The sequence below is a fragment of the Streptomyces sp. NPDC127595 genome (assembly GCF_042671685.1).
GTDB lineage: Bacteria > Actinomycetota > Actinomycetes > Streptomycetales > Streptomycetaceae > Streptomyces.
This window is the reverse complement of sequence record NZ_JBHXWK010000001.1, coordinates 177075-195877: the sequence shown is the minus strand read 5'-3', so window position 1 is coordinate 195877 and position 18803 is coordinate 177075. Positions and strand designations below refer to the sequence as shown.

Below are 18803 nucleotides of genomic sequence, written 5' to 3'. Positions count from 1 at the left end.
TCAGTCCACCACCGTGACGAGTTGGTGGTCGTCATCCGCCTGATGGTCGTCCTCGACGACCTCCGTACCGCTCTGCGCGAGCGGATGCGCGAGGCCGACCTGTACGGCGGTCACCTTGTACTCCGGGCAGTTGGTCGCCCAGTCGGAGTTCTCGGTGGTGACCACGTTGGCGCCCGTCACGGGATGGTGGAACGTCGTGTAGACGACGCCGGCCGGCATCCTGTCGGAGATCTCCGCGTGCAGCGTCGTCTGCCCGACCCGGCTGGCCAGGGTGACCAGGTCGCCGTCCCTGATGCCGCGCGTCTCGGCGTCGTGCGGGTGCAGCTCCAGGATGTCCTCGGGGTGCCAGGCGACATTGCCGGTACGACGGGTCTGCGCGCCCACGTTGTACTGGCTGAGGATGCGGCCCGTGGTCAGGACCAGCGGGAAGCGCCGGGTGCTGCGCTCGTTGGTCGCCACGTAGCTGGTGACCACGAACTTGCCCTTGCCGCGCACGAATTCGTCGACGTGCATGACCGGCGTGCCCTCCGGCGCCGACTCGTTGCACGGCCACTGGACGCTGCCGAGCTTGTCGAGGACCTCGAAGGAGACACCTGTGAAGGTCGGGGTGACCGAGGCGATCTCGTCCATGATCTGGCGCGGGTGGTCGTACGACATCGTGTAGCCCATCGCGGTGGCGATCTCGCTGATGATCTGCCACTCGTGCTTGCCCGTCTTCGGCTTCATCACAGCGCGCACCCGGTTGATCCGGCGCTCGGCGTTGGTGAAGGTGCCGTCCTTCTCCAGGAAGGACGCCCCGGGCAGGAAGACGTGTGCGAACTTGGCCGTCTCGTTGAGGAACAGGTCCTGTACGACGACCAGTTCCATCGCTTCGAGGGCGGCGGTGACGTGCTTGAGGTTCGGGTCGGACTGGGCGATGTCCTCGCCGTGCACGAACAGGCCCCGGAAGGTGCCGTCGATCGCGGCGTCGAACATGTTCGGGATGCGCAGTCCGGGCTCCGACAGCAGCGTGCCGCCCCAGAGCCTCTCGAACACCTCGCGCACGGCGTCGTCGGAGACGTGCCGGTAGCCGGGCAGTTCGTGCGGGAAGGAGCCCATGTCGCAGGAGCCCTGCACGTTGTTCTGTCCGCGCAGCGGGTTCACCCCGACGCCGTCACGGCCGATGTTGCCGCACGCCATCGCGAGGTTGGCCATACCCATGACCATGGTCGAGCCTTGGCTGTGCTCGGTGACGCCGAGGCCGTAGTAGATGGCCCCGTTGGGTGCCGCCGCGTACAGCCGGGCGGCGGCCCGCAGTTCCTCGGACGGTACGCCGCTGATCTCCTCGGTGGCCTCCGGGCTGTTCTCCGGACGGGCGACGAACTCGGCCCACTCGGCGAACCCTTCGCACCGCTGCGCCACGAAGGCCAGGTCGGCCAGGCCCTCGGTGACCACGACATGCGCCATCGCGTTGACGACGGCGACGTTCGTGCTCGGCTTGAGCTGGAGGTGGTGCGCGGCCTCGATGTGCGGCGAGCGCACCAGGTCGATGCGGCGCGGGTCGACCACGATCAACTCGGCGCCCTCACGCAGCCGGCGCTTCATCCGGGAGGCGAACACCGGGTGCCCGTCGGTGGGGTTGGCGCCGATCACCATGATGACGTCGGCCTCAGCCACCGAGCGGAAGTCCTGCGTTCCCGCCGACTCGCCGAAGGTCTGCTTGAGTCCGTATCCCGTCGGGGAGTGGCAGACCCGGGCGCAGGTGTCGATGTTGTTGTTGCCGAAGGCCGCGCGCACCATCTTCTGTACGACGTAGACCTCTTCGTTGGTGCAGCGCGAGGAGGAGATGGCGCCGATCGAACTCGGCCCGTAACGCCCCTGGAGTTCGCGCATCTTGGTGGCGACCGTGCCGATGGCCTCTTCCCACTCGACCTCGCGCCACGGGTCGGTGATCTTCTCGCGGACCATGGGCTTGAGGACGCGGTCGGGGTGCGAGGCGTAGCCGAAGGCGAAGCGGCCCTTCACACAGGAGTGGCCCTCGTTGGCGCCGCCGTCCTTGTGGGGCACCATCCGGACCAGTTCGTCGCCGCGCAGCTCGGCCTTGAAGGAGCAGCCGACGCCGCAGTAGGCGCAGGTGGTGATCACCGAGCGGGTGGGCATGCCGAGTTCGACGACCGACTTCTCCTGGAGCGTCGAGGTCGGGCAGGCCTGCACGCAGGCCCCGCAGGAGACGCACTCGGAGTCCATGAAGGTCTCGCCGGCTCCCGCCGACACCTTGGACTCGAAGCCGCGCCCCTCGATGGTGAGCGCGAACGTGCCCTGCACCTCGCCGCAGGCCCGCACACAGCGGGAGCAGGCGATGCACTTGGAGGGGTCGAAGTCGAAGTACGGGTTGGAGGTGTCCTTCTCGGCGTCGAGGTGGTTCTCGCCCTCGTAGCCGTAGCGCACCTGCCGCAGCCCGACCACGCCCGCCATGTCCTGCAACTCGCAGTCGCCGTTGGCCGGGCAGGTCAGACAGTCCAGCGGATGGTCGGAGATGTAGAGCTCCATGACGCCCTGGCGGAGCTTCTCCACCTTCGGCGTCTGCGTCCGCACCTGCATGCCGTCGGCGCACGGCGTGGTGCAGGACGCCGGGGTGCCGCGCCGGCCGTCGATCTCCACCACGCACAGCCGGCACGAACCGAACGGCTCCAGGCTGTCGGTGGCGCACAGTTTGGGTATGTCGATCCCGGCCTGCGCGGCGGCGCGCATCACCGACGTGCCTTCCGGGACGGTCACCGGCATCCCGTCGACCTCCACCGAGACGGTCGCCTCGCCGGGCCTCTCCGGGGTGCCGAAGTCGGGTTCCTTGAGCAGTGTCATGCCGTGCCCTCCGTCCTCAAGCCGGTCGCAGTTACGGGTTCGATTCCCAGGCTGCGACGGCCGCCGAGGAAGTCGTCAGGGAAATGGGTGATGGCGCTGCGTACGGGCATCGGCGTCAGGCCGCCCATCGCGCACAGCGAGCCGTCGGTCATCAGGTCGCACAGATCCTCGAGCAACGCCAGGTTCTCGTCCCGGTGTTCACCGGCGACGATCTTGTCGATCACCTCGACACCGCGTACCGAACCGACCCGGCACGGGGTGCACTTGCCGCAGGACTCCTCGGCGCAGAACTCCATCGCGAAGCGCGCCTGGGCGGCCATGTCGACGCTGTCGTCGAACACCACGAGTCCGCCGTGGCCGACCATCGCGCCGGCGGCCGCGAACGCCTCGTAGTCCATCGGCAGGTCGAACATCGACGTCGGCAGATAGGCGCCGAGCGGGCCGCCGACCTGCACCGTGCGCACCGGGCGCCCGGAGAACGTACCGCCGCCGTAGTCCTCGACGAGTTCGCGCAGGGTGACGCCGAACGCGGTCTCCACGATGCCGCCGTGCGCGATGTTGCCGCCGAGCTGGAACACCTGGGTGCCGCGGGAGCGTTCGACGCCGAGTTCCTGGTAGGCCTTGGCGCCGTCCGCGAGGACTACGGGGACGGTGGCCAGGGTGAGGACGTTGTTCACGACGGTCGGCTTGCCGAACAGGCCCTCGATCGCGGGGATCGGCGGCTTGGCGCGGACCGTGCCGCGCTTGCCCTCCAGGCTCTCCAGCATGGAGGTCTCCTCGCCGCAGATGTACGCGCCGGCGCCGACGCGGACATGCAGGTCGAAGTCGAGCGAGGAGCCGAGGATGCCCTTGCCGAGCCAGCCGTGCTCGCGGGCGATGCCGATCGCCGCGCGCATCGTGGCCACCGCGTCGGGGTACTCCGAGCGGATGTAGAGGTAGCCCTCGCTCGCGCCGACCGCGTGGGCGGCGATCGTCATGCCCTCGATGAGCATGAAGGGGTCGCCCTCCATGACCATCCGGTCGGCGAAGGTCCCGCTGTCGCCCTCGTCCGCGTTGCAGCAGACGAACTTGAGCTCGTCCGTGCAGCCGAGCACGGTCTTCCACTTGATTCCGGCCGGGAATCCCGCGCCGCCGCGGCCGCGCAGTCCGGAGTCGGTGACCTCGGTGACCACGTCCTCGGGAGCGAGCGCCAGGGCGGCTTTCAGCCCCGCCAGTCCGCCGTGCTCCACATAGTCCTCGGTCGACAGTGGGTCGGTGACGCCGATTCTGGCGAAGGTGACGCGGGTCTGGCGGGCGAGCCAGGGCAGTTCGTCCACCAGGCCGAGGCGCAGGGGGTGGTCGGCGCCGTCGAGCATGCCGGCGGCGAGGAGACCCGCCACGTCCTCGGGGGCCACCGGTCCGTAGCCGACGCGGCCCTGCGGGGTCACCACCTCGACCAGCGGCTCCAGCCAGAGCATGCCGCGCGATCCGTTGCGTACGATCTCGATGTCGAAGTCACCACCGACGGCGGCCAGTTGAAGGGCGTCCGCGACCTCGTCCGCGCCGACGGACCTGGCTGCCGAGTCACGGGGGACGTAGACCTTCGCGGTGGCGTGCGAGACGTCGTTCACGATGACACCGCCCCGTTGAGGATCGCGCCCAGCTTGGCCGGCCCCACTCGTCCGTGCAGTCGGCCGTTCACCTCTACCGCAGGACCCAGAGCGCAGTTGCCGAGGCAGAAGACCTGCTCCACGGTCATCGCGCCGTCCGCCGTCGTCTCCCCCAGCGCCAGTCCGGCCTCGCGGGCGTAGCTCACCAGGCTGTTCGCACCCAGGGACTGGCAGGCCTCTGCGCGGCAGATCCGTACCGTGGTGCGGCCGGCGGGCTCGCGGCGGAAGTCGTGGTAGAAGGTCACCACTCCGTGGACGTCCGCGCGGGAGAGGTTGAACTCGTCGGCGAGTACCGGTATCGCTTCCTGCGGCACATGGCCCAACTCGGCCTGAACGGCGTGCAGTACGGGCAGCAGCGCCCCCCGCTCCCCCCGATGTCGGGCCGCCACCCGCCGCACCACGTTCTCGACCGTCACATCACTCCCGCTGGTCGTCATGATCGCTCTCCAAGAGCCGATAGCGATGCTTGCAGGGGACTGAGACAATACCCCATACAGGCTTCTGTATACAGAACTCGGTCATACTCCACCGCGGAACAGCGGCCACCATCTTGCATACCAAAACCTGTATGCTGAACCCGCCGTCGGCAACCCTCTCGGCAACCACCACTTGGCAAAGCCGTCGGCCCCACAGGCCCGGTGGCAGAACGGGGCAGGCCATCATGCGCGAGGCACTCAACGCCGCCGCGTCCCGGCGCGTCACCCGCCCGGCGCCGCTGCGCCAGGCCGTCTACGACGCCCTGACCGAACTGATCGTCAGCGGCTCCCTCAAGCCCGGCCAGCACCTCGTCGAGGCCGAGCTCGCCCAGCACCTCGGTGTCAGCCGCCAGCCGGTCCGCGAGGCACTGCAACGGCTCCAGACCAACGGCTGGGTCGACCTCCGCCCCGCCCAGGGCGCCTTCGTGCACTCCCCCACCGAGGAGGAGGCCGCCCAGCTCCTCAGTGTCCGCGCCGTCCTTGAGACCTACTCGGCCCAGCTCGCCGCCGGGAACGCGAAGCCCGAGGACATCGAGCGGCTCTGGGAGCTGCAGGAGGAGGGCGTCCAGGCGCTCGCCGCGGGTGACGTCGAGCGCCTCGTCTCGGCCAACACCGCGCTGCACGCCTTCGTCACCGTCATCGCCGACAACGCCGTGCTGTCCGAGCTGATCTCGCTGGTGGGCCAGAAAGTGCGCTGGTACTACACGCCGATCGCCCAGCCCCGCGGCAAGGAAGCGTGGAACGAGCACTCCCAGCTCATCAAGGCCATCGCCAAGGGAGACGCGGACCGCGCGAGCGAGATCATGCGCACCCACACCGAACACACCACCGACTTCTATCGCAAGCAGATCGCCGCCGGGGCCACCCAGGGCTGACCCGACGAGCGGCCGCCCCTCAGGCTGCCCCACGGCCGCGCTCATGACGCCGTGAGCGAGTCGGCGGCCCGGTGAGCGGCCCGCCGCGGGACCTCGGCCACCGCGGGATGGACCGACTCGGAGCCGACGGCCGCCTGGAGTTCGAGCAGCCACGGCAGGACCGTACGCAGCACGATGTCGAGCCCTCCGCCATCGCGTCCGAGCATCGCGTCGGCGGGAACCAGCACCGGGTCGGCGAACACGGTGGAGGTGGCGCTGCCGCCCGGCCCTCCCCCGTCGGGCCGGGCCGGCACGAACAGGTCCGGGGCGTGCGCCGGAACCACCCAGAGCGTCAGTCCGTCCGCCGCGCCGAGCGGCCGGGAGGACCAGACGTAGCTGTCCGCCTCTCCCGCCGCGACCACCTGGTGTTTACGGGCCCGCAGGGCGACCACGTCACCGGAGCGGGCGGCGGTGGAGCGCGACGCCCAGAACTCACCCTGCACGCCCTGTTCACCAGGGGCGTCCTCGGCCAGCGCGAGGCTGCCGAGATGGCGTCCGGCGGCGACCTCACCGCGGATCCAGGCGCTGCCGTACGACTCGATGACGGCGACCGCCGCGTAGTGGGACTGGAGCACAGCCGCGGTCGCCGGGCAGACGCGGGCGATCCGCGCCACCACCTCGGCGGCGTACGGCAGGTCCATCCCTCCGCCGCCGAATTCGGTGGAGACGGTGAGACCCAGCAGCCCGGCACGGCCGAGGGCCGTCACCGAGGCGCGGGGAAATCTCGCCTTCGCGCCGGTCGCTTCGGCGGTCGGCTCGATGACGGTGCTCAGGACTTCAGAGAGAGCGGTGCGGTACGACACGGGGTGACCCCCTCCTCGGGAGCGCGGCTCCACTGGGCAGCGCAGATGATTGCATACAGTATTCTGCATCCGACCAGATGCGCCAGAGGTGCGGCAAGGGCAATTGGCGAGGGAGGTGATTTCCGCGATATTCACGTCACGGGCGGCGCTCAACATGGCTATTGCATACTAAAGTCAGTATCCCGAAGCCAATGGCTGTGGATCAGCAGTCCAACGGGGATTGGCAGCCCAACGGGGATCAGCGGTCCAACGGGATCGGCAGTCCAACCAGGACCGGCGGTCCAACGGGGATCAGCAGTCCAATGACGGGGAGGGTTCCATGCCCGACACACCCACCGTGACAGCCCGCGGCCAGATCACCCGGCCCGCACCGCTGCGCCAGGCCGTCTACGACGCCCTGACCGAGCTGATCATCAACGGCTCCCTCAAACCCGGCCAGCACCTCGTCGAGGCCGAGCTCGCCGACCATCTCGGCGTCAGCCGCCAGCCCATACGCGAGGCGCTGCAACGGCTGCACACCACCGGCTGGGTCGATCTGCGGCCCGCGCAGGGCGCGTTCGTGCACTCACCCACGCCGGAGGAGTGCTCACAGCTCCTCAGCGTCCGCGGCGTCCTGGAAACGCACTCCGCGCGGGGGGCCGCTGAACACGCCACACCCCAGGACGTCGAGCGCCTGTGGGAGCTGCAACAGGTCGGGCTCACCGCCCTCGCGGCAGGCGACGCCCGCGCCATCGTCGAGGCGAACGCCGCCCTGCACGGCCACATCACGCATCTGTCCCGCAACGCGGTCCTCGCGGAGCTCATCCCCCAGGTCGACCGGCGCGTGCGCTGGTACTACATGCCCATCGCCAAGCCGCGCGGCACGGACGCCTGGAGCGAGCACGCCCAGATCATCCGCGCCATCGCCGACGGCGACCCCGAGCGCGCCGAACACCTCATGGGCCGGCACACCCGCAACACCGCCGACTTCTACTGCGCGCAGATCGCCGCGGTGACCGCCCGCCCCATCCGGTGACCGGGGCAGGGGCGGCTCACCGGCCCGGGCCTCCTCGCACAGCTCACCGCCCCGGGCCTCCTCGCCCGGCTCACCCCTCCGGGTCTATCTCCCGCAGCAGCCCCGTCGTCACATCGAAGACGAAGCCGCGTACATCGTCGGTGTGCAGGAGGAACGGCGAGGTGCGCACTCGCTGCATCGACTGGCGTACGTCCTGATCGACGTCCGTGAAGGACTCGACGGCCCACGCCGGCCGCTGCCCGACCTCCATCTCCAGCTCGACCCGGAAGTCCTCGGTCAGACTCTGCAGACCGCAGCCGGTGTGGTGGATGAGGACGACGCTGCGGGTGCCGAGGGCGCGTTGGCTGATCGTCAGAGAGCGGATCGTGTCGTCGGTGACCACACCGCCCGCGTTGCGGACGGTGTGGCAGTCGCCGAGTTCGAGGCCGAGCGCGGCGTGCAGGTCGATCCGGGCGTCCATGCAGGCCACGACGGCGACGCCCAGGACCGGGCGGGCGCCCATACCGGGGTCGACGAATCCGGCCGCGTAGGCGCGGTTGGCCTCCAGGAGCCGGTCGGTGACCGTCCCGCCGTCGGGAGTCGTGCTGGTGGGCTGAGCGAGACGGGTGGCTGGTGTCGACATGCTGAGCTTCCTCACTCCGGTCGAGCGCCCGAGGAAAAGGATCTCCGTCGGACCTGTATACGGTATGAAGTAGCCAGTATTCTTAATCCTGCCGCCCCTTGTCCAGGGTGCGTGCAAGGGTTCAGGCGGCCAACACGGGCTCCAGCCGGACGACGACGCCCTTCGACGTGGGGGTGTTGCTGATGTCGGCCACGCTGTCCAGCGGCACCAGCACGTTGGTCTCGGGGTAGTACGCGGCTGCCGAGCCGGGCGTGGTCGGATAGGCGACCACCCGGAACTTCGGCGCACGGCGTTCCACACCGTCGTGCCACACGCTCACCAGGTCCACCTCGCTGCGGTCGGCGAGCCCGAGTGCCTCCAGGTCGGCCGGGTTGACGAGGACCACGCGGCGGCCGTTGTGGATGCCCCGGTAGCGGTCGTTCATGGCGTACGGGATGGTGTTCCACTGGTCGTGCGAGCGCAGGGTCTGGAGCAGCAGATGGCCCGCGGGTGCGCTCAGCATCTCGAAGTCGTTGCAGGTGAAGACGGCCTTGCCGCTCGGGGTGGGGAACACGCCGGAGTTCACCGGGTTGGGCAGCCGGAAGCCGCCGGGACGGTCGACCCGGACGCTGAAGTCGTCGAAGCCCGGGACGACCCGGGAGATCCGGTCGCGGATGGTGCCGTAGTCCGCCTCGAACTTCTCCCAGGGGATGGACGGGTTCTCGCCCAGGGTCCGCCGGGCCAGCCGGGAGATGATCGCCACCTCGCTGAGCAGGTGCGGGGAGGCCGGGTGCAGTCGGCCCCTGGAGGCATGCACCTCGCTCATGGAGTCCTCGACGGTGATGAACTGCTCGACGCCACCCTGGATGTCCCGGTCGCTGCGGCCCAGCGTGGGCAGGATCAGCGCGGTGTCGCCGCAGACGGTGTGGGAGAGGTTGAGCTTGGTGGAGATGTGCGCGGTGAGCCTGCAGCGCCGCATCGCCCGCTCGGTGACATCGCTGTCGGGGGTGGCCCGGACGAAGTTGCCCGCGACGCCGACGAAGACCTTGGCCTCGCCGTCGCGCATGGCCCGGATGGCGTTCACCGAGTCGAGGCCGTGCTTGGTGGGCGGGGTGAAGGCGAACTCTCGCTCCAGGGCGTCCAGGAAGCTCTGCGGCATCCGTTCCCAGATACCCATGGTCCGGTCGCCCTGCACATTGCTGTGGCCGCGCACCGGGCAGACGCCCGCTCCGGGCTTGCCGATGTTGCCGCGCAGCATGAGGAAGTTGACGACCTCACGGATGGTGGGGACGGCGTGCTTCTGCTGGGTGAGTCCCATCGCCCAGCAGACGATGATGTTCTCCGCTGCCAGGACCCGCTCCCCCACGGCCTCGATCTCCTCGCGGGTGAGCCCGGTGGCCTCCAGGATGTCGTCCCAGTTGGCCTTGCGGGCCTGCGCGGCGAACGCCTCGAAGCCGATCGTGGAGACGTCGATGAACCCGCGGTCCAGGACCGTTCCGGGATTCGCCTCCTCCGCTTCCAGGATCAGCAGGTTCAGCGCCTGGAAGAGGGCGAGGTCACCGCCGGGGCGGATCTGGAGGAAATGGTCGGCGATGGCGGTGCCGCGGCCGACGATTCCGCGGGCCTTCTGCGGGTGCTTGAACCGCATCAGACCGGCCTCGGGAAGCGGGTTCACAGCGACGATGTGGCCGCCGTTGAGCTTGGTCTCCTCCAGCGCGGAGAGCATCCGCGGGTGGTTGGTCCCCGGATTCTGGCCCACCACGAAGACGAGGTCCGAGTTGTGGATGTCGTCCAGGCTCACGCTGCCCTTGCCGATGCCCAGCGTCTCGTTGAGCGCGGAACCGCTGGACTCGTGGCACATGTTGCTGCAGTCGGGCAGGTTGTTGGTGCCGTAGGCACGGGCGAAGAGCTGGAGGAGGAAGGCGGCCTCGTTGTTGAGCCGGCCCGAAGTGTAGAAGAGGGCCTCGTCGGGCGAGTCGAGCAGGCGCAGTTCCTCGGCGAGCAGGCCGAGCGCGTCGTCCCAGCCGATCGGCTCGTAGTGGTCGGAGCCGGGCCGCTTGACCATGGGTTCGGTGAGCCGGCCCTGCTGGTTGAGCCAGTAGTCGGACTTCTGGCTCAGCTCGGAGACCGAGTGTTCGCGGAAGAAGTCGGCGGTGACGCGGCGCGAGGTCGCCTCGTCGTTGATGTGCTTGGCGCCGTTCTCGCAGTACTCGTTCTTCGCCCGGTGGCCCGGCGCGGGTTCCGGCCAGGCACAACCGGGGCAGTCGAAGCCCTTGGTCTGGTTGATGTTCAGCAGGGTCAGGGCGGTCCGCCGGACCGAGGTCTGGCCCAGCGAGTATTCGATCGCGTGCGTGACCGCGGGCAGTCCGGTCGCCCAGGTCTTGGGCGGAGTGACTTCCAGACGGTCTTCCGACGGGTCTTCCAGCGTGCTCATGATCTGGCCTGTGCCTCTCTAGCCACTCGCGCGCGACCGGGCCGGCGCCGCGACGGGAATCGAATTCCCGCTCTAGATCAGCTTCGGCCAGGCCGCGAGAAGTAGTCAAAGAGACATCAACTTCTACGTGATAAACGCCGCCTATCAAGCGGGCGGCGCCCACGTTGACCTGCACGGACGACAGTCGTCCGGCGGAGGAGAGTCGGTCAGATCACACCCTGCGCCCTCAGCAGCGGCAGCTCCTCGTGCGAGATGCCGAGCTCTTGGAGGTAGATCTCCTCGTTGTGCTCGCCGAGCAGCGGTGACCGCTCCACCTTGACCGGGGAGTCGGACAGCTTCAGCGGGTTGCCGACCGTGACGTACGAGCCGCGCTCGGGATGCTCGACCGTGACGACGATCTCGTTCGCGGCGAGCGAGGCGTCCTCGATGATCTCCTTGGTGGACAGGACGGGCCCGCAGGGGATGTGGTGGGCGTTGAGCGCCTCCAGGACCAGCATTTTGGGGAGCGTGCGGGTCCACTCCTCGATGAGCTGGAACATCTTGCCGAGCTTGGGCAGCCGGGCCTCGGGGGTGGCCCACTCGGGGTCCTCGGCCAGCTCGGGCCGGCCGATGAGCTCGCTGATCGGCTTCCAGCCGACGGGCTGCACGATGACGTACACGTAGTCGTTGGGGCCGCCCGGCGCACACCTGACCGCCCAGCCGGGCTGGCCGCCGCCGGAGGCGTTGCCCGAGCGCGGCACTTCGTCGCCGAAGTCCTCGTTCGGGAACTCCGCGAGCGGGCCGTGCGCGAGCCGCTGCTGATCGCGCAGTTTGACCCGGCAGAGGTTGAGCACGGCGTGCTGCATCGCGACGTTGACCCGCTGGCCGCGGCCGGTGTGGGTGCGCTGGAAGAGGGCGGCGAGGATCCCGGCCACGGCGTGCATACCGGTACCGGAGTCACCGATCTGCGCGCCGGTCGCCATGGGCGGCCCGTCCTCGAAGCCGGTGGTCGACATCGACCCGCCCATGGCCTGGGCGACCACCTCGTACGCCTTGTAGTTGGTGTAGGGGCCTTCGCCGAAGCCCTTGATGGAGGCGTAGACGATACGAGGGTTGATCTCGCGGATGCGGTCCCAGCTGAAGCCCATGCGGTCGATGGCGCCCGGCCCGAAGTTCTCGACCATGACGTCGGAGGTCCGGATCAGCTCGGTGAGGATCTCTTTGCCGCGTTCGGTCTTGGTGTTGAGGGTGATGCTGCGTTTGTTGCTGTTGAGCATCGTGAAGTAGAGGGAGTCGACGTCCGGGATGTCGCGGAGCTGCTTGCGTGTGATGTCACCGGTCGGCGCCTCCAGCTTGACCACGTCGGCGCCGAGCCACGCGAGGATCTGCGTCGCGGAGGGGCCGGACTGAACGTGCGTCATATCCAGGACGCGCACGCCCTCAAGAGCTTTCGTCATGTTCGCCGCCTCACTTTGTACGTGGTCCGGTTCGGGAGTTCGGAGCAAGCATCCATACTGTAGATTGCATACCGTATGGAGTTGCTTCATGGTTGCGGCACACGCGAGGGATGTCCAGAGGGCGTGGACAACATTTCGCGTCGCTGAAGTGCCTCGACGCCTGGGCAGCCGGCTATCGGCGTCCCGTGTCGGCCGAACCACCCGGCGAGATGAGTCCCGTCTCATAGGCGAGGACGACGGCCTGTACCCGGTCACGCAGGTCCAGCTTCGACAGAATGCGGCCGACGTGCGTCTTGACCGTGGTGGGACTGAGGAACAGCCGGTCCGCGAGCTCGGCGTTGCTGAGGCCCGTCGCGAGCAGCCGGAGCACCTCCAGCTCACGGGGGGTCAGACCGGAGAGGTCACGGTGCGGGGCGGCCGCCCGGTCCTCCACCCGGTGCGCGAAGCGTTCGATCAGCCGGCGGGTGATCGCGGGCGCGAGCAGGGCGTCGCCCGACTGCACCAGGCGTACGGCGGCCACCAGATGCTCGGGGGTGACGTCCTTGAGCAGGAAGCCGCTGGCGCCGGCGGTGAGCGCCGCGTAGACGTAGTGGTCGAGGTCGTACGTCGTGAGGATGATGACCCGGGTCTCCTCCCCCGGTGCCGCGGCGGCGAGGATCCGCCGGGTCGCTTCGATGCCGTCCATCCGTGGCATCCGGATGTCCATCAGGACGACGTCGGGCCGGGTGCGCCGTACGGCGGCGACCGCCTCGTCCCCGTCGGCCGCCTCGGCCGTCACCTCGATGCCGTCGGCGGCGAGGATCATCCCGAAGCCCGTACGCACCAGGGCCTGGTCGTCCACGATGACGGCGCGCAGCGGCGGCCGGTTCACGTGGTCCGCCACGGGACACGGGCCGTGATCAGGTATCCGCCAGCGAGGGTCGGCCCGGCCGTGAGCTCACCGCCGTACACCGCGAGGCGCTCGCGCAGTCCGATCAGCCCGCGGCCGTTGCCGTCCGCCGGCGGGGAGTCGTGGTCCACGGGCGGAGAGTCGTAGGCGGCGCCGTTGTCCATGACCTCGATCTCCAGGCGGTCGTCCGCGTAGCCGATCGTGACGAAGGCGTCGGCGCCGGGCGCGTGTTTGATCGTGTTGGTCAGCGCCTCCTGCACCACGCGGTATGCCGCCAGCTCCACCCCGGACGGCAGCGGTTCCGGCGGCAGCGACACCGCGACGCCGACCGGTGTCCCCGCCGCGCGTACCCGCTCGATCAGCGCGTCGAGCTGTCCGAGGCCGGGCTGCGGTTCCAGACCGTCGGCGGGGCTGTCGGCGCGGCCGGTGTCGGGGGCGGCCAACAGGCCCATCACATGCCGGAGTTCGGCCATCGCGGCCCGGCCGCCGGCCTCCACCGCCAGGAGCGCTTCCTTCGACCGCTCCGGCGCCGCGTCCATCACCTTGCGCGCCGCCCCCGCCTGGATCACCATCACGCTCACATTGTGGGTCACGACGTCGTGCAACTCGGCGGCGATCCGGGCGCGTTCCTCCTCGACGGCCCGGCGCATGGTCTCCTCCTGCGCCTTCTGCAGCTCCGTGAACCGGTCCCGGCTGGCCGCGAGACGCCGCCGTGAGAAGCGGACGAGGCCGGCCCCCACCCCGGCGACCAGCAGCACGACCGCGGGACTCGACCACGCCGGCAGCATGGGCTCCGCGTCCCGGAACGCTAGACCGGCCAGTACGGCGGCGACGACCAGGCCGGCGAGTGCGCCCGCACGGTAACGGCTGTACATGACCGCGCTGTAGGCGCCGATGACGATGGTGAGCACGTTGATCCAGGAGGCCTCGTCGCCGATGGCCAGCACCGCGGTCATCACCACCGCGAACACCGTCAGCGGATACCTGCGCATGGCCGCCAGCGGCAGCGCCGACAGGACGACCAGGACCCAGGGCACGGACGGCATCCCACCGTCCGGAGGCCGCTCTCCGGGTGCGGGCGGCCGTGGCGGGACCGGGAACCCGTACTGGTCCTTCGTGACGATGCGTACCGGCCCGTCGCCCGGATAGCGCGCCGCCACGATCAGCGCGACGACGGTCAGTACGACCGCCAGCACCACGTCGGCGCGTACCGCCCGCCGTGACAGCGGGGCGCGCTTCGCGTCCGGCCGCAGCGCGTCCCACAGTTGCCGGCGCCATCCGCGCCGGTCCTCGGTCTCCGTCACCGGTTGACGCCATCCGCGCCGGTCCTCCGTCTCCGTCCCCATCAGCACATTGTGTGGCCCCCCGCCCCGTCCCGCGTCCGCCTGTGCGACCAGGTCGCTGTCCCGCAGGCGTACTTCGCAGGGATGACCCCGCGGCCGGGTCGTCCGCGGGGAGGGCCGGATGTCGGTGCCACGGCCGACGCGCCCTGGCGGCGCCCGCCCCTACGTTCGCTGGGCCCGGCAACACACCCCTCCACGAACCCAAGGACGGACGACTCCCATGACCCAGGTGATCCAACTGGAGAACGTGGCCAAGCGCTACGACAGCTCCGGCGCACCCGCGCTCGGACCGCTCACGCTCTCGGTCCGCAAGGGCGAGGCGCTCGCCGTGACGGGCCCCTCCGGCAGCGGCAAGTCCACGCTGCTGAACCTCGTCGCGGGCCTGGACAAGGCGACCGAGGGAACCGTGTCCGTGGCCGGCCGGCAGCTCAACGAACTGAGCGAACACGCGCTGGCCCGGTTCCGCCGCGAGCAGATCGGCATGGTGTTCCAGTTCTTCAACCTGCTCGACGACCTCACCGTCACCGACAACATCCAGCTCCCCGCCCAACTGGCGGGCAGCGCACGGCGGAAGACCGCGGCCCGCGCCAATGAGCTCATGGAGGCCCTCGGCATCCAGAAGCACGCCCGCGCCTACCCGGGCCGGCTCTCCGGCGGCGAACGCCAGCGGGTCGCAGTCGCCCGGGCGCTGGTCAACCGGCCCGCGCTGCTGCTCGCCGACGAGCCGACCGGTGCCCTCGACACCGCCTCGGGCCAGGACGTACGGGAGTTGCTGGTGGACCTGCACCGGGGCGGCCAGACGATCGTGCTGGTCACGCACGACCTGGCGCTGGCTCAGGCGTGTGCGAGCCGCACGATTCATCTGGTCGACGGCCATCTCGCCCTCGACAGCCACGCGGAGGCGGTCCGATGAGAAGCCTCTTCGGCACCGGCGCGCTCGGCCGGGTCGTACGTTCCGGGGTGGGCCGGCGCCGGGTGCAGACCGTGGTGATCGCCATCGCCACGATGATGGCCGTGGCCTCGGCCGTGGTCGCCGGATCGCTCATGGTCGCCGCGAGCGCGCCCTTCGACCACGCCTTCGCGGAGCAGCACGGTGCGCATCTCACCGCGGAGTTCGATCCGACCAAGGTGACTGCGGCGCAACTCGGGGCCACCGGGCAGTCGGACGGCGTCACCGCGAGCGCGGGGCCGTTCCCGACCTCGGTGATCCACGGGCCGGACGCGCCGACGCTGACCGTCGTCGGCCGGTCCGGGCCCCGGAGCGACGTGGACGACCTCGACCTCAGGTCCGGCCGCTGGGCGGAGAAGCCGGGCGAGATCGTGCTGTCCGTGGAGTTCGCCGGACCCGCCTTCGAGCTCGGCACCACGCTGCGGACCTCGGACGCCGCGGACGCCCAGGTCCTGACGGTGGTCGGCCTCGCCGTCTCTGCCAGCAAGACCGCCGACGCGTGGGCGACCCCCGCGCAGGTCAGGGCGCTGGGGTCCAAGGACAACCCGGTCACCAGCCAGATGCTGTACCGCTTCGACGCGGCGGGGACGAAGGCGCAGATCGCCGCCGCCCGCAAGACGCTCGCCGCCGCCGTGCCGTCCGGGGCGCTGATCGGCACCACGTCCTATCTGGACACCAAGCGCGCCGCCGACCAGGGCGCGGCCGCGACCATCCCCTTCCTGCTCGCCTTCGGCGCGCTCGGCATCGTCATGTCGGTGATCATCGTCGGCAGCGTGGTCAGCGGGGCGGTCGGTACCAGCCTGCGCAGGATCGGCATCCTCAAGGCCATCGGCTTCACACCGCGCGAGGTGGTGCGCGCCTACGTCGCCCAGGCGCTGATCCCGGCGGGCGCGGGTATCGCGCTAGGGGTCGTCCTCGGAAACCTGCTGGCCGTACCGCTCTTGGAGGACACCGAGCGGGCGTACGGCAGTGTCTCGCTGACCGTGGCCTGGTGGGTGGACGTCGTGGTGCCGGCCGCCGCGCTGGCGGTCGTCGGGATCGCGGCGCTGGTCCCCGCACTGCGAGCCGGAAGACTGCGTACGGTCGAGGCCATCGCCGTCGGCCGGGCGCCGCGCACGGGGCGTGGTCAGTGGGCACACCGGGCGTCGGGGCGGCTGCCGCTGCCACGGGCGGTGACCTACGGCCTCGCGAGCCCGTTCGCGCACCCGGTCCGCACCCTCGCGATGCTGCTCGCGGTGGCCTTCGGCACGGTCGCGGCGACGTTCGCGGTGGGGCTGACCCAGTCGCTGACGGCGGTCGGCAACGCGGCGGATCCCGAGGAGAGCGCCGCGGTCACCGTGTTCAGCGGCGGGCAGCGCCCCGGCCCCGGCCAACGTGCCCCCGCGCCGGGCATGGCGGAGCCCACGACCGCCGACCCGGCGAAGGTGCGCGCCGCCATCGAGGCCCAGGCGGGCACCGCCTCGTACTACGGCTTGGCCCAGGCGGAGGTCACCGTGGCCGGGATCTCCGGCGAGGTCCGGGCCAACTTCTACCAGGGTGATCTGGGTGCGGGCAGCTACGAGATGATCTCCGGGCACTGGATCACCGGTGCGGGGCAGGCCGTGGTGCCCACGGGTTTCCTGGAGAGGACCGGCACCGAGATCGGTGACACGGTCCGGGTGACCTACGAGAAGCAGACCAAGACCCTGCGGATCGTCGGCGAGGCCTTCGACACCTCGGACGACGGCATGCACCTCCACGCGGACCTCGCCACCTTCGGGGCGGCCGAGCCCGAGTCCTTCCTCATCGAGGTGAAGCCGGGCGTCTCCCCCGCCGAGTACGCCGAGAAACTCGCCACGGAGGTGGAGCCGTTGGGCGCCCATGCCATGGCCAACTCCGTGGACGGCGAGAGCATGATCCTCATCCTGGAGGCGATGGCGGTGCTCCTCACCCTGATGCTGGTGTCCGTCGCCGGCCTCGGCGTCCTCAACTCCGCCGTCCTGGACACCCGGGAGCGCGTCCACGACCTCGGCGTCTGCAAAGCGCTCGGCATGACACCGCGGCAGACCGTGAGCGTCGTGCTCGCCTCCGTGGCCGGTATCGGCGTACTCGGCGGCCTGGTCGGCGTACCGCTCGGATTCGCCCTGCACGGCTTCGTGTTGCCGGTGATGGGGCACTCCGCGGGCACCAATCTGCCGCCGTCGGTCCTCGAGGTGTACGAGCCGTGGCAACTGTTCCTGCTGGGGCTGGCGGGCATCACGATCGCGCTGCTCGGCGCGCTGCTTCCGGCGGGCTGGGCGGCGAGGACGCGGACGGCTACGGCTCTGCGTACGGAGTAGCTCACCGAGTTCCTCATGGAGGCCGTGCCGGTTCCCGAGTCGCTCGAGGATCTCGCTAGGACGGGGCGCTCAGCGTGATGCCCACCGTCGTGGCGGTCTCCCGCAGCGCGGCGAGGACTCTCCTGTCGAGCGGGACTCCGGCTCGGCGCGCCGCGGTTTTCCGCTCGGCCTCCAACTGGCCCGGCAGCAAGAGCCGTTCGGCGCCGGACGCCTTCGGTGAGCAGGTGGTCTGCGCGGCGAGTTCGGCTACGCGCTGTTCGAAGCCGGCCCGGTTCCCGAAGGCGGGGACGGACAGCGCGAGGAAGAAGTGCGCGCAGTCGACGGGCTCCGAGGTGTCGGCGTTCAGGTCGCGGACACCGCTGCCGAAACCGCCGCCGGAGAGTACACCGGTCAGCACTTCCACGACGAGCGCGAGCCCGTACCCCAAGTGTCCGGCCGCGGGCAGCAGCAGTCCTGCCAGTGCCTCTTCGGAGAGGCCGGCGGAGAGGACGATCGGCTCGCCGTTCTCGGTGGGGACGGCGACGGCGAGGGGATTCTCGCCCACCGCCGCTGCCGCTCCGCCCGGGGCCGGCAGGAGCGGGCCGCTGTTGGCCGCGGCGATACCGATACAGCCCGCGTACGCGGCCGTGCGCGCATAGCGGTAGGCGCCGCCGAAGTGGAAGGCGTGGCGTACCGTCACCACTCCGATCCCATAGGTGCGGGCCTTGAGGACGGCCAGGTCCATCGCCTGGTCACCGGTGAGCTGGCCGAGTGCGTGCCCGGCGTCCAGCACCGCGATCGCCCCCATGTCGTGCACCACCTCGGCGCTCTCATGGGTGCCCACGGAACCCTTGCGGATCCGCTCGGCGTACACGGGTACCAGCATCACGCCGTCGGACGGTGTGCCCCGGAGGTCCGATTCCACAAGACCCCGGGCCACCGCCGTCGCGGCCCTCGGCCTGAGGCCCGCGGCCGCGAGCACCGAACCGACGGCTTCGACCAGCCAGTCGGGCGAGACAGTGATACGGGCACTCATGGGATCTCCCCACGCGGTGACTGAAGTTCGTTCTCCACGGTCGGCGACAGCGGCCCTCCACAGTCGGCATCCGTGGCCCTCCACGGGGTCGGCATCTGTGGCCGCGATCCCATGGACGGC

14 protein-coding genes are annotated in these 18803 nt (G+C 70.1%); 4 read left to right on the top strand and 10 right to left on the bottom strand.

Going from position 1 to position 18803, the window contains the following annotated elements; genetic code table 11:
- Genes fdhF through ACFVKT_RS00815 form a run of 3 tightly spaced genes read right to left on the bottom strand, consistent with a single transcriptional unit; the run spans nt 1 to nt 4927 of the window.
- Nucleotides 1–2841, bottom strand: a complete 2841-nt coding sequence (gene fdhF / locus ACFVKT_RS00825; protein ID WP_385726149.1) for a formate dehydrogenase subunit alpha — start codon at nt 2839–2841, stop codon at nt 1–3.
- Nucleotides 2838–4451 carry a formate dehydrogenase beta subunit gene (locus ACFVKT_RS00820; RefSeq protein ID WP_385726147.1) on the bottom strand — a complete coding sequence of 538 codons (1614 nt, stop codon included), beginning with the start codon at nt 4449–4451 and terminating at the stop codon, nt 2838–2840. Before ACFVKT_RS00820 ends, fdhF begins: the two co-directional genes overlap by 4 nt.
- Nucleotides 4448–4927, bottom strand: a complete 480-nt coding sequence (locus ACFVKT_RS00815; RefSeq protein ID WP_385726145.1) for an NAD(P)H-dependent oxidoreductase subunit E — start codon at nt 4925–4927, stop codon at nt 4448–4450. Before ACFVKT_RS00815 ends, ACFVKT_RS00820 begins: the two co-directional genes overlap by 4 nt.
- A gap of 224 nt (nt 4928–5151) precedes the next feature.
- On the opposite strand from ACFVKT_RS00815, the gene ACFVKT_RS00810 reads away from it, so the two are divergent.
- Entirely contained in the window at nt 5152–5841 is a 690-nt protein-coding gene (locus ACFVKT_RS00810) for a GntR family transcriptional regulator (RefSeq protein ID WP_385726143.1), read from the top strand.
- A 41-nt stretch (nt 5842–5882) separates the two neighbouring features.
- Here ACFVKT_RS00810 and ACFVKT_RS00805 read toward each other — a convergent pair whose 3' ends face one another.
- Nucleotides 5883–6683, bottom strand: a complete 801-nt coding sequence (locus ACFVKT_RS00805) for an acyl-CoA dehydrogenase family protein (RefSeq protein ID WP_385726141.1) — start codon at nt 6681–6683, stop codon at nt 5883–5885.
- Nucleotides 6684–7002: 319 nt separating this feature from the next.
- Between ACFVKT_RS00805 and ACFVKT_RS00800 the strand changes: the two genes are divergently transcribed.
- On the top strand, nt 7003–7698 hold the full coding sequence (locus ACFVKT_RS00800) for a GntR family transcriptional regulator (protein ID WP_385726139.1): 696 nt from the start codon (nt 7003–7005) through the stop codon (nt 7696–7698).
- Nucleotides 7699–7768: 70 nt separating this feature from the next.
- Here ACFVKT_RS00800 and ACFVKT_RS00795 read toward each other — a convergent pair whose 3' ends face one another.
- The 5 genes from ACFVKT_RS00795 to ACFVKT_RS00775 all read right to left on the bottom strand — a co-directional run bounded on the left by ACFVKT_RS00795 (nt 7769) and on the right by ACFVKT_RS00775 (nt 14404).
- Nucleotides 7769–8320 (bottom strand): beta-class carbonic anhydrase, encoded by a 552-nt coding sequence (locus ACFVKT_RS00795; RefSeq protein ID WP_385726137.1) that lies wholly within the window; start codon nt 8318–8320, stop codon nt 7769–7771.
- A 121-nt stretch (nt 8321–8441) separates the two neighbouring features.
- Nucleotides 8442–10733: an FdhF/YdeP family oxidoreductase gene (locus tag ACFVKT_RS00790; protein WP_385726135.1), complete on the bottom strand. Its 2292-nt coding sequence runs from the start codon at nt 10731–10733 to the stop codon at nt 8442–8444.
- A gap of 206 nt (nt 10734–10939) precedes the next feature.
- Nucleotides 10940–12169, bottom strand: coding sequence for a formyl-CoA transferase (frc, locus tag ACFVKT_RS00785; protein ID WP_385726133.1), 1230 nt, complete (start codon nt 12167–12169; stop codon nt 10940–10942).
- A gap of 172 nt (nt 12170–12341) precedes the next feature.
- Nucleotides 12342–13052 (bottom strand): response regulator, encoded by a 711-nt coding sequence (locus tag ACFVKT_RS00780; RefSeq protein ID WP_385726131.1) that lies wholly within the window; start codon nt 13050–13052, stop codon nt 12342–12344.
- Nucleotides 13037–14404, bottom strand: coding sequence for a sensor histidine kinase (locus tag ACFVKT_RS00775; RefSeq protein WP_385726129.1), 1368 nt, complete (start codon nt 14402–14404; stop codon nt 13037–13039). Before ACFVKT_RS00775 ends, ACFVKT_RS00780 begins: the two co-directional genes overlap by 16 nt.
- A 217-nt stretch (nt 14405–14621) precedes the next feature.
- Between ACFVKT_RS00775 and ACFVKT_RS00770 the strand changes: the two genes are divergently transcribed.
- Both ACFVKT_RS00770 and ACFVKT_RS00765 read left to right on the top strand, forming a co-directional pair.
- A complete protein-coding gene (locus tag ACFVKT_RS00770) occupies nt 14622–15314 on the top strand; it encodes an ABC transporter ATP-binding protein (protein WP_385726127.1) in 693 nt (230 codons plus the stop codon).
- Nucleotides 15311–17668, top strand: a complete 2358-nt coding sequence (locus ACFVKT_RS00765; RefSeq protein WP_385726125.1) for an FtsX-like permease family protein — start codon at nt 15311–15313, stop codon at nt 17666–17668. Before ACFVKT_RS00770 ends, ACFVKT_RS00765 begins: the two co-directional genes overlap by 4 nt.
- Before the next feature lie 55 nt (nt 17669–17723).
- On the opposite strand, the gene ACFVKT_RS00760 is transcribed toward ACFVKT_RS00765, so the two are convergent.
- A complete protein-coding gene (locus ACFVKT_RS00760) occupies nt 17724–18683 on the bottom strand; it encodes an Ldh family oxidoreductase (RefSeq protein ID WP_385726124.1) in 960 nt (319 codons plus the stop codon).
- Nucleotides 18684–18803 lie beyond the last annotated feature (120 nt).

Excerpts from the sequence above, each read along its gene's own strand:
- fdhF (WP_385726149.1), bottom strand. The coding sequence starts at position 2,841 with ATGACACTGCTCAAGGAACCCGACTTCGGCACCCCGGAGAGGCCCGGC.
- ACFVKT_RS00815 (WP_385726145.1), bottom strand. The coding sequence starts at position 4,927 with ATGACGACCAGCGGGAGTGATGTGACGGTCGAGAACGTGGTGCGGCGG.
- ACFVKT_RS00810 (WP_385726143.1), top strand. The coding sequence starts at position 5,152 with ATGCGCGAGGCACTCAACGCCGCCGCGTCCCGGCGCGTCACCCGCCCG.
- ACFVKT_RS00800 (WP_385726139.1), top strand. The coding sequence starts at position 7,003 with ATGCCCGACACACCCACCGTGACAGCCCGCGGCCAGATCACCCGGCCC.
- ACFVKT_RS00795 (WP_385726137.1), bottom strand. The coding sequence starts at position 8,320 with ATGTCGACACCAGCCACCCGTCTCGCTCAGCCCACCAGCACGACTCCC.
- ACFVKT_RS00790 (WP_385726135.1), bottom strand. The coding sequence starts at position 10,733 with ATGAGCACGCTGGAAGACCCGTCGGAAGACCGTCTGGAAGTCACTCCG.
- frc (WP_385726133.1), bottom strand. The coding sequence starts at position 12,169 with ATGACGAAAGCTCTTGAGGGCGTGCGCGTCCTGGATATGACGCACGTT.
- ACFVKT_RS00775 (WP_385726129.1), bottom strand. The coding sequence starts at position 14,404 with ATGGGGACGGAGACGGAGGACCGGCGCGGATGGCGTCAACCGGTGACG.
- ACFVKT_RS00770 (WP_385726127.1), top strand. The coding sequence starts at position 14,622 with ATGACCCAGGTGATCCAACTGGAGAACGTGGCCAAGCGCTACGACAGC.
- ACFVKT_RS00765 (WP_385726125.1), top strand. The coding sequence starts at position 15,311 with ATGAGAAGCCTCTTCGGCACCGGCGCGCTCGGCCGGGTCGTACGTTCC.
- ACFVKT_RS00760 (WP_385726124.1), bottom strand. The coding sequence starts at position 18,683 with ATGAGTGCCCGTATCACTGTCTCGCCCGACTGGCTGGTCGAAGCCGTC.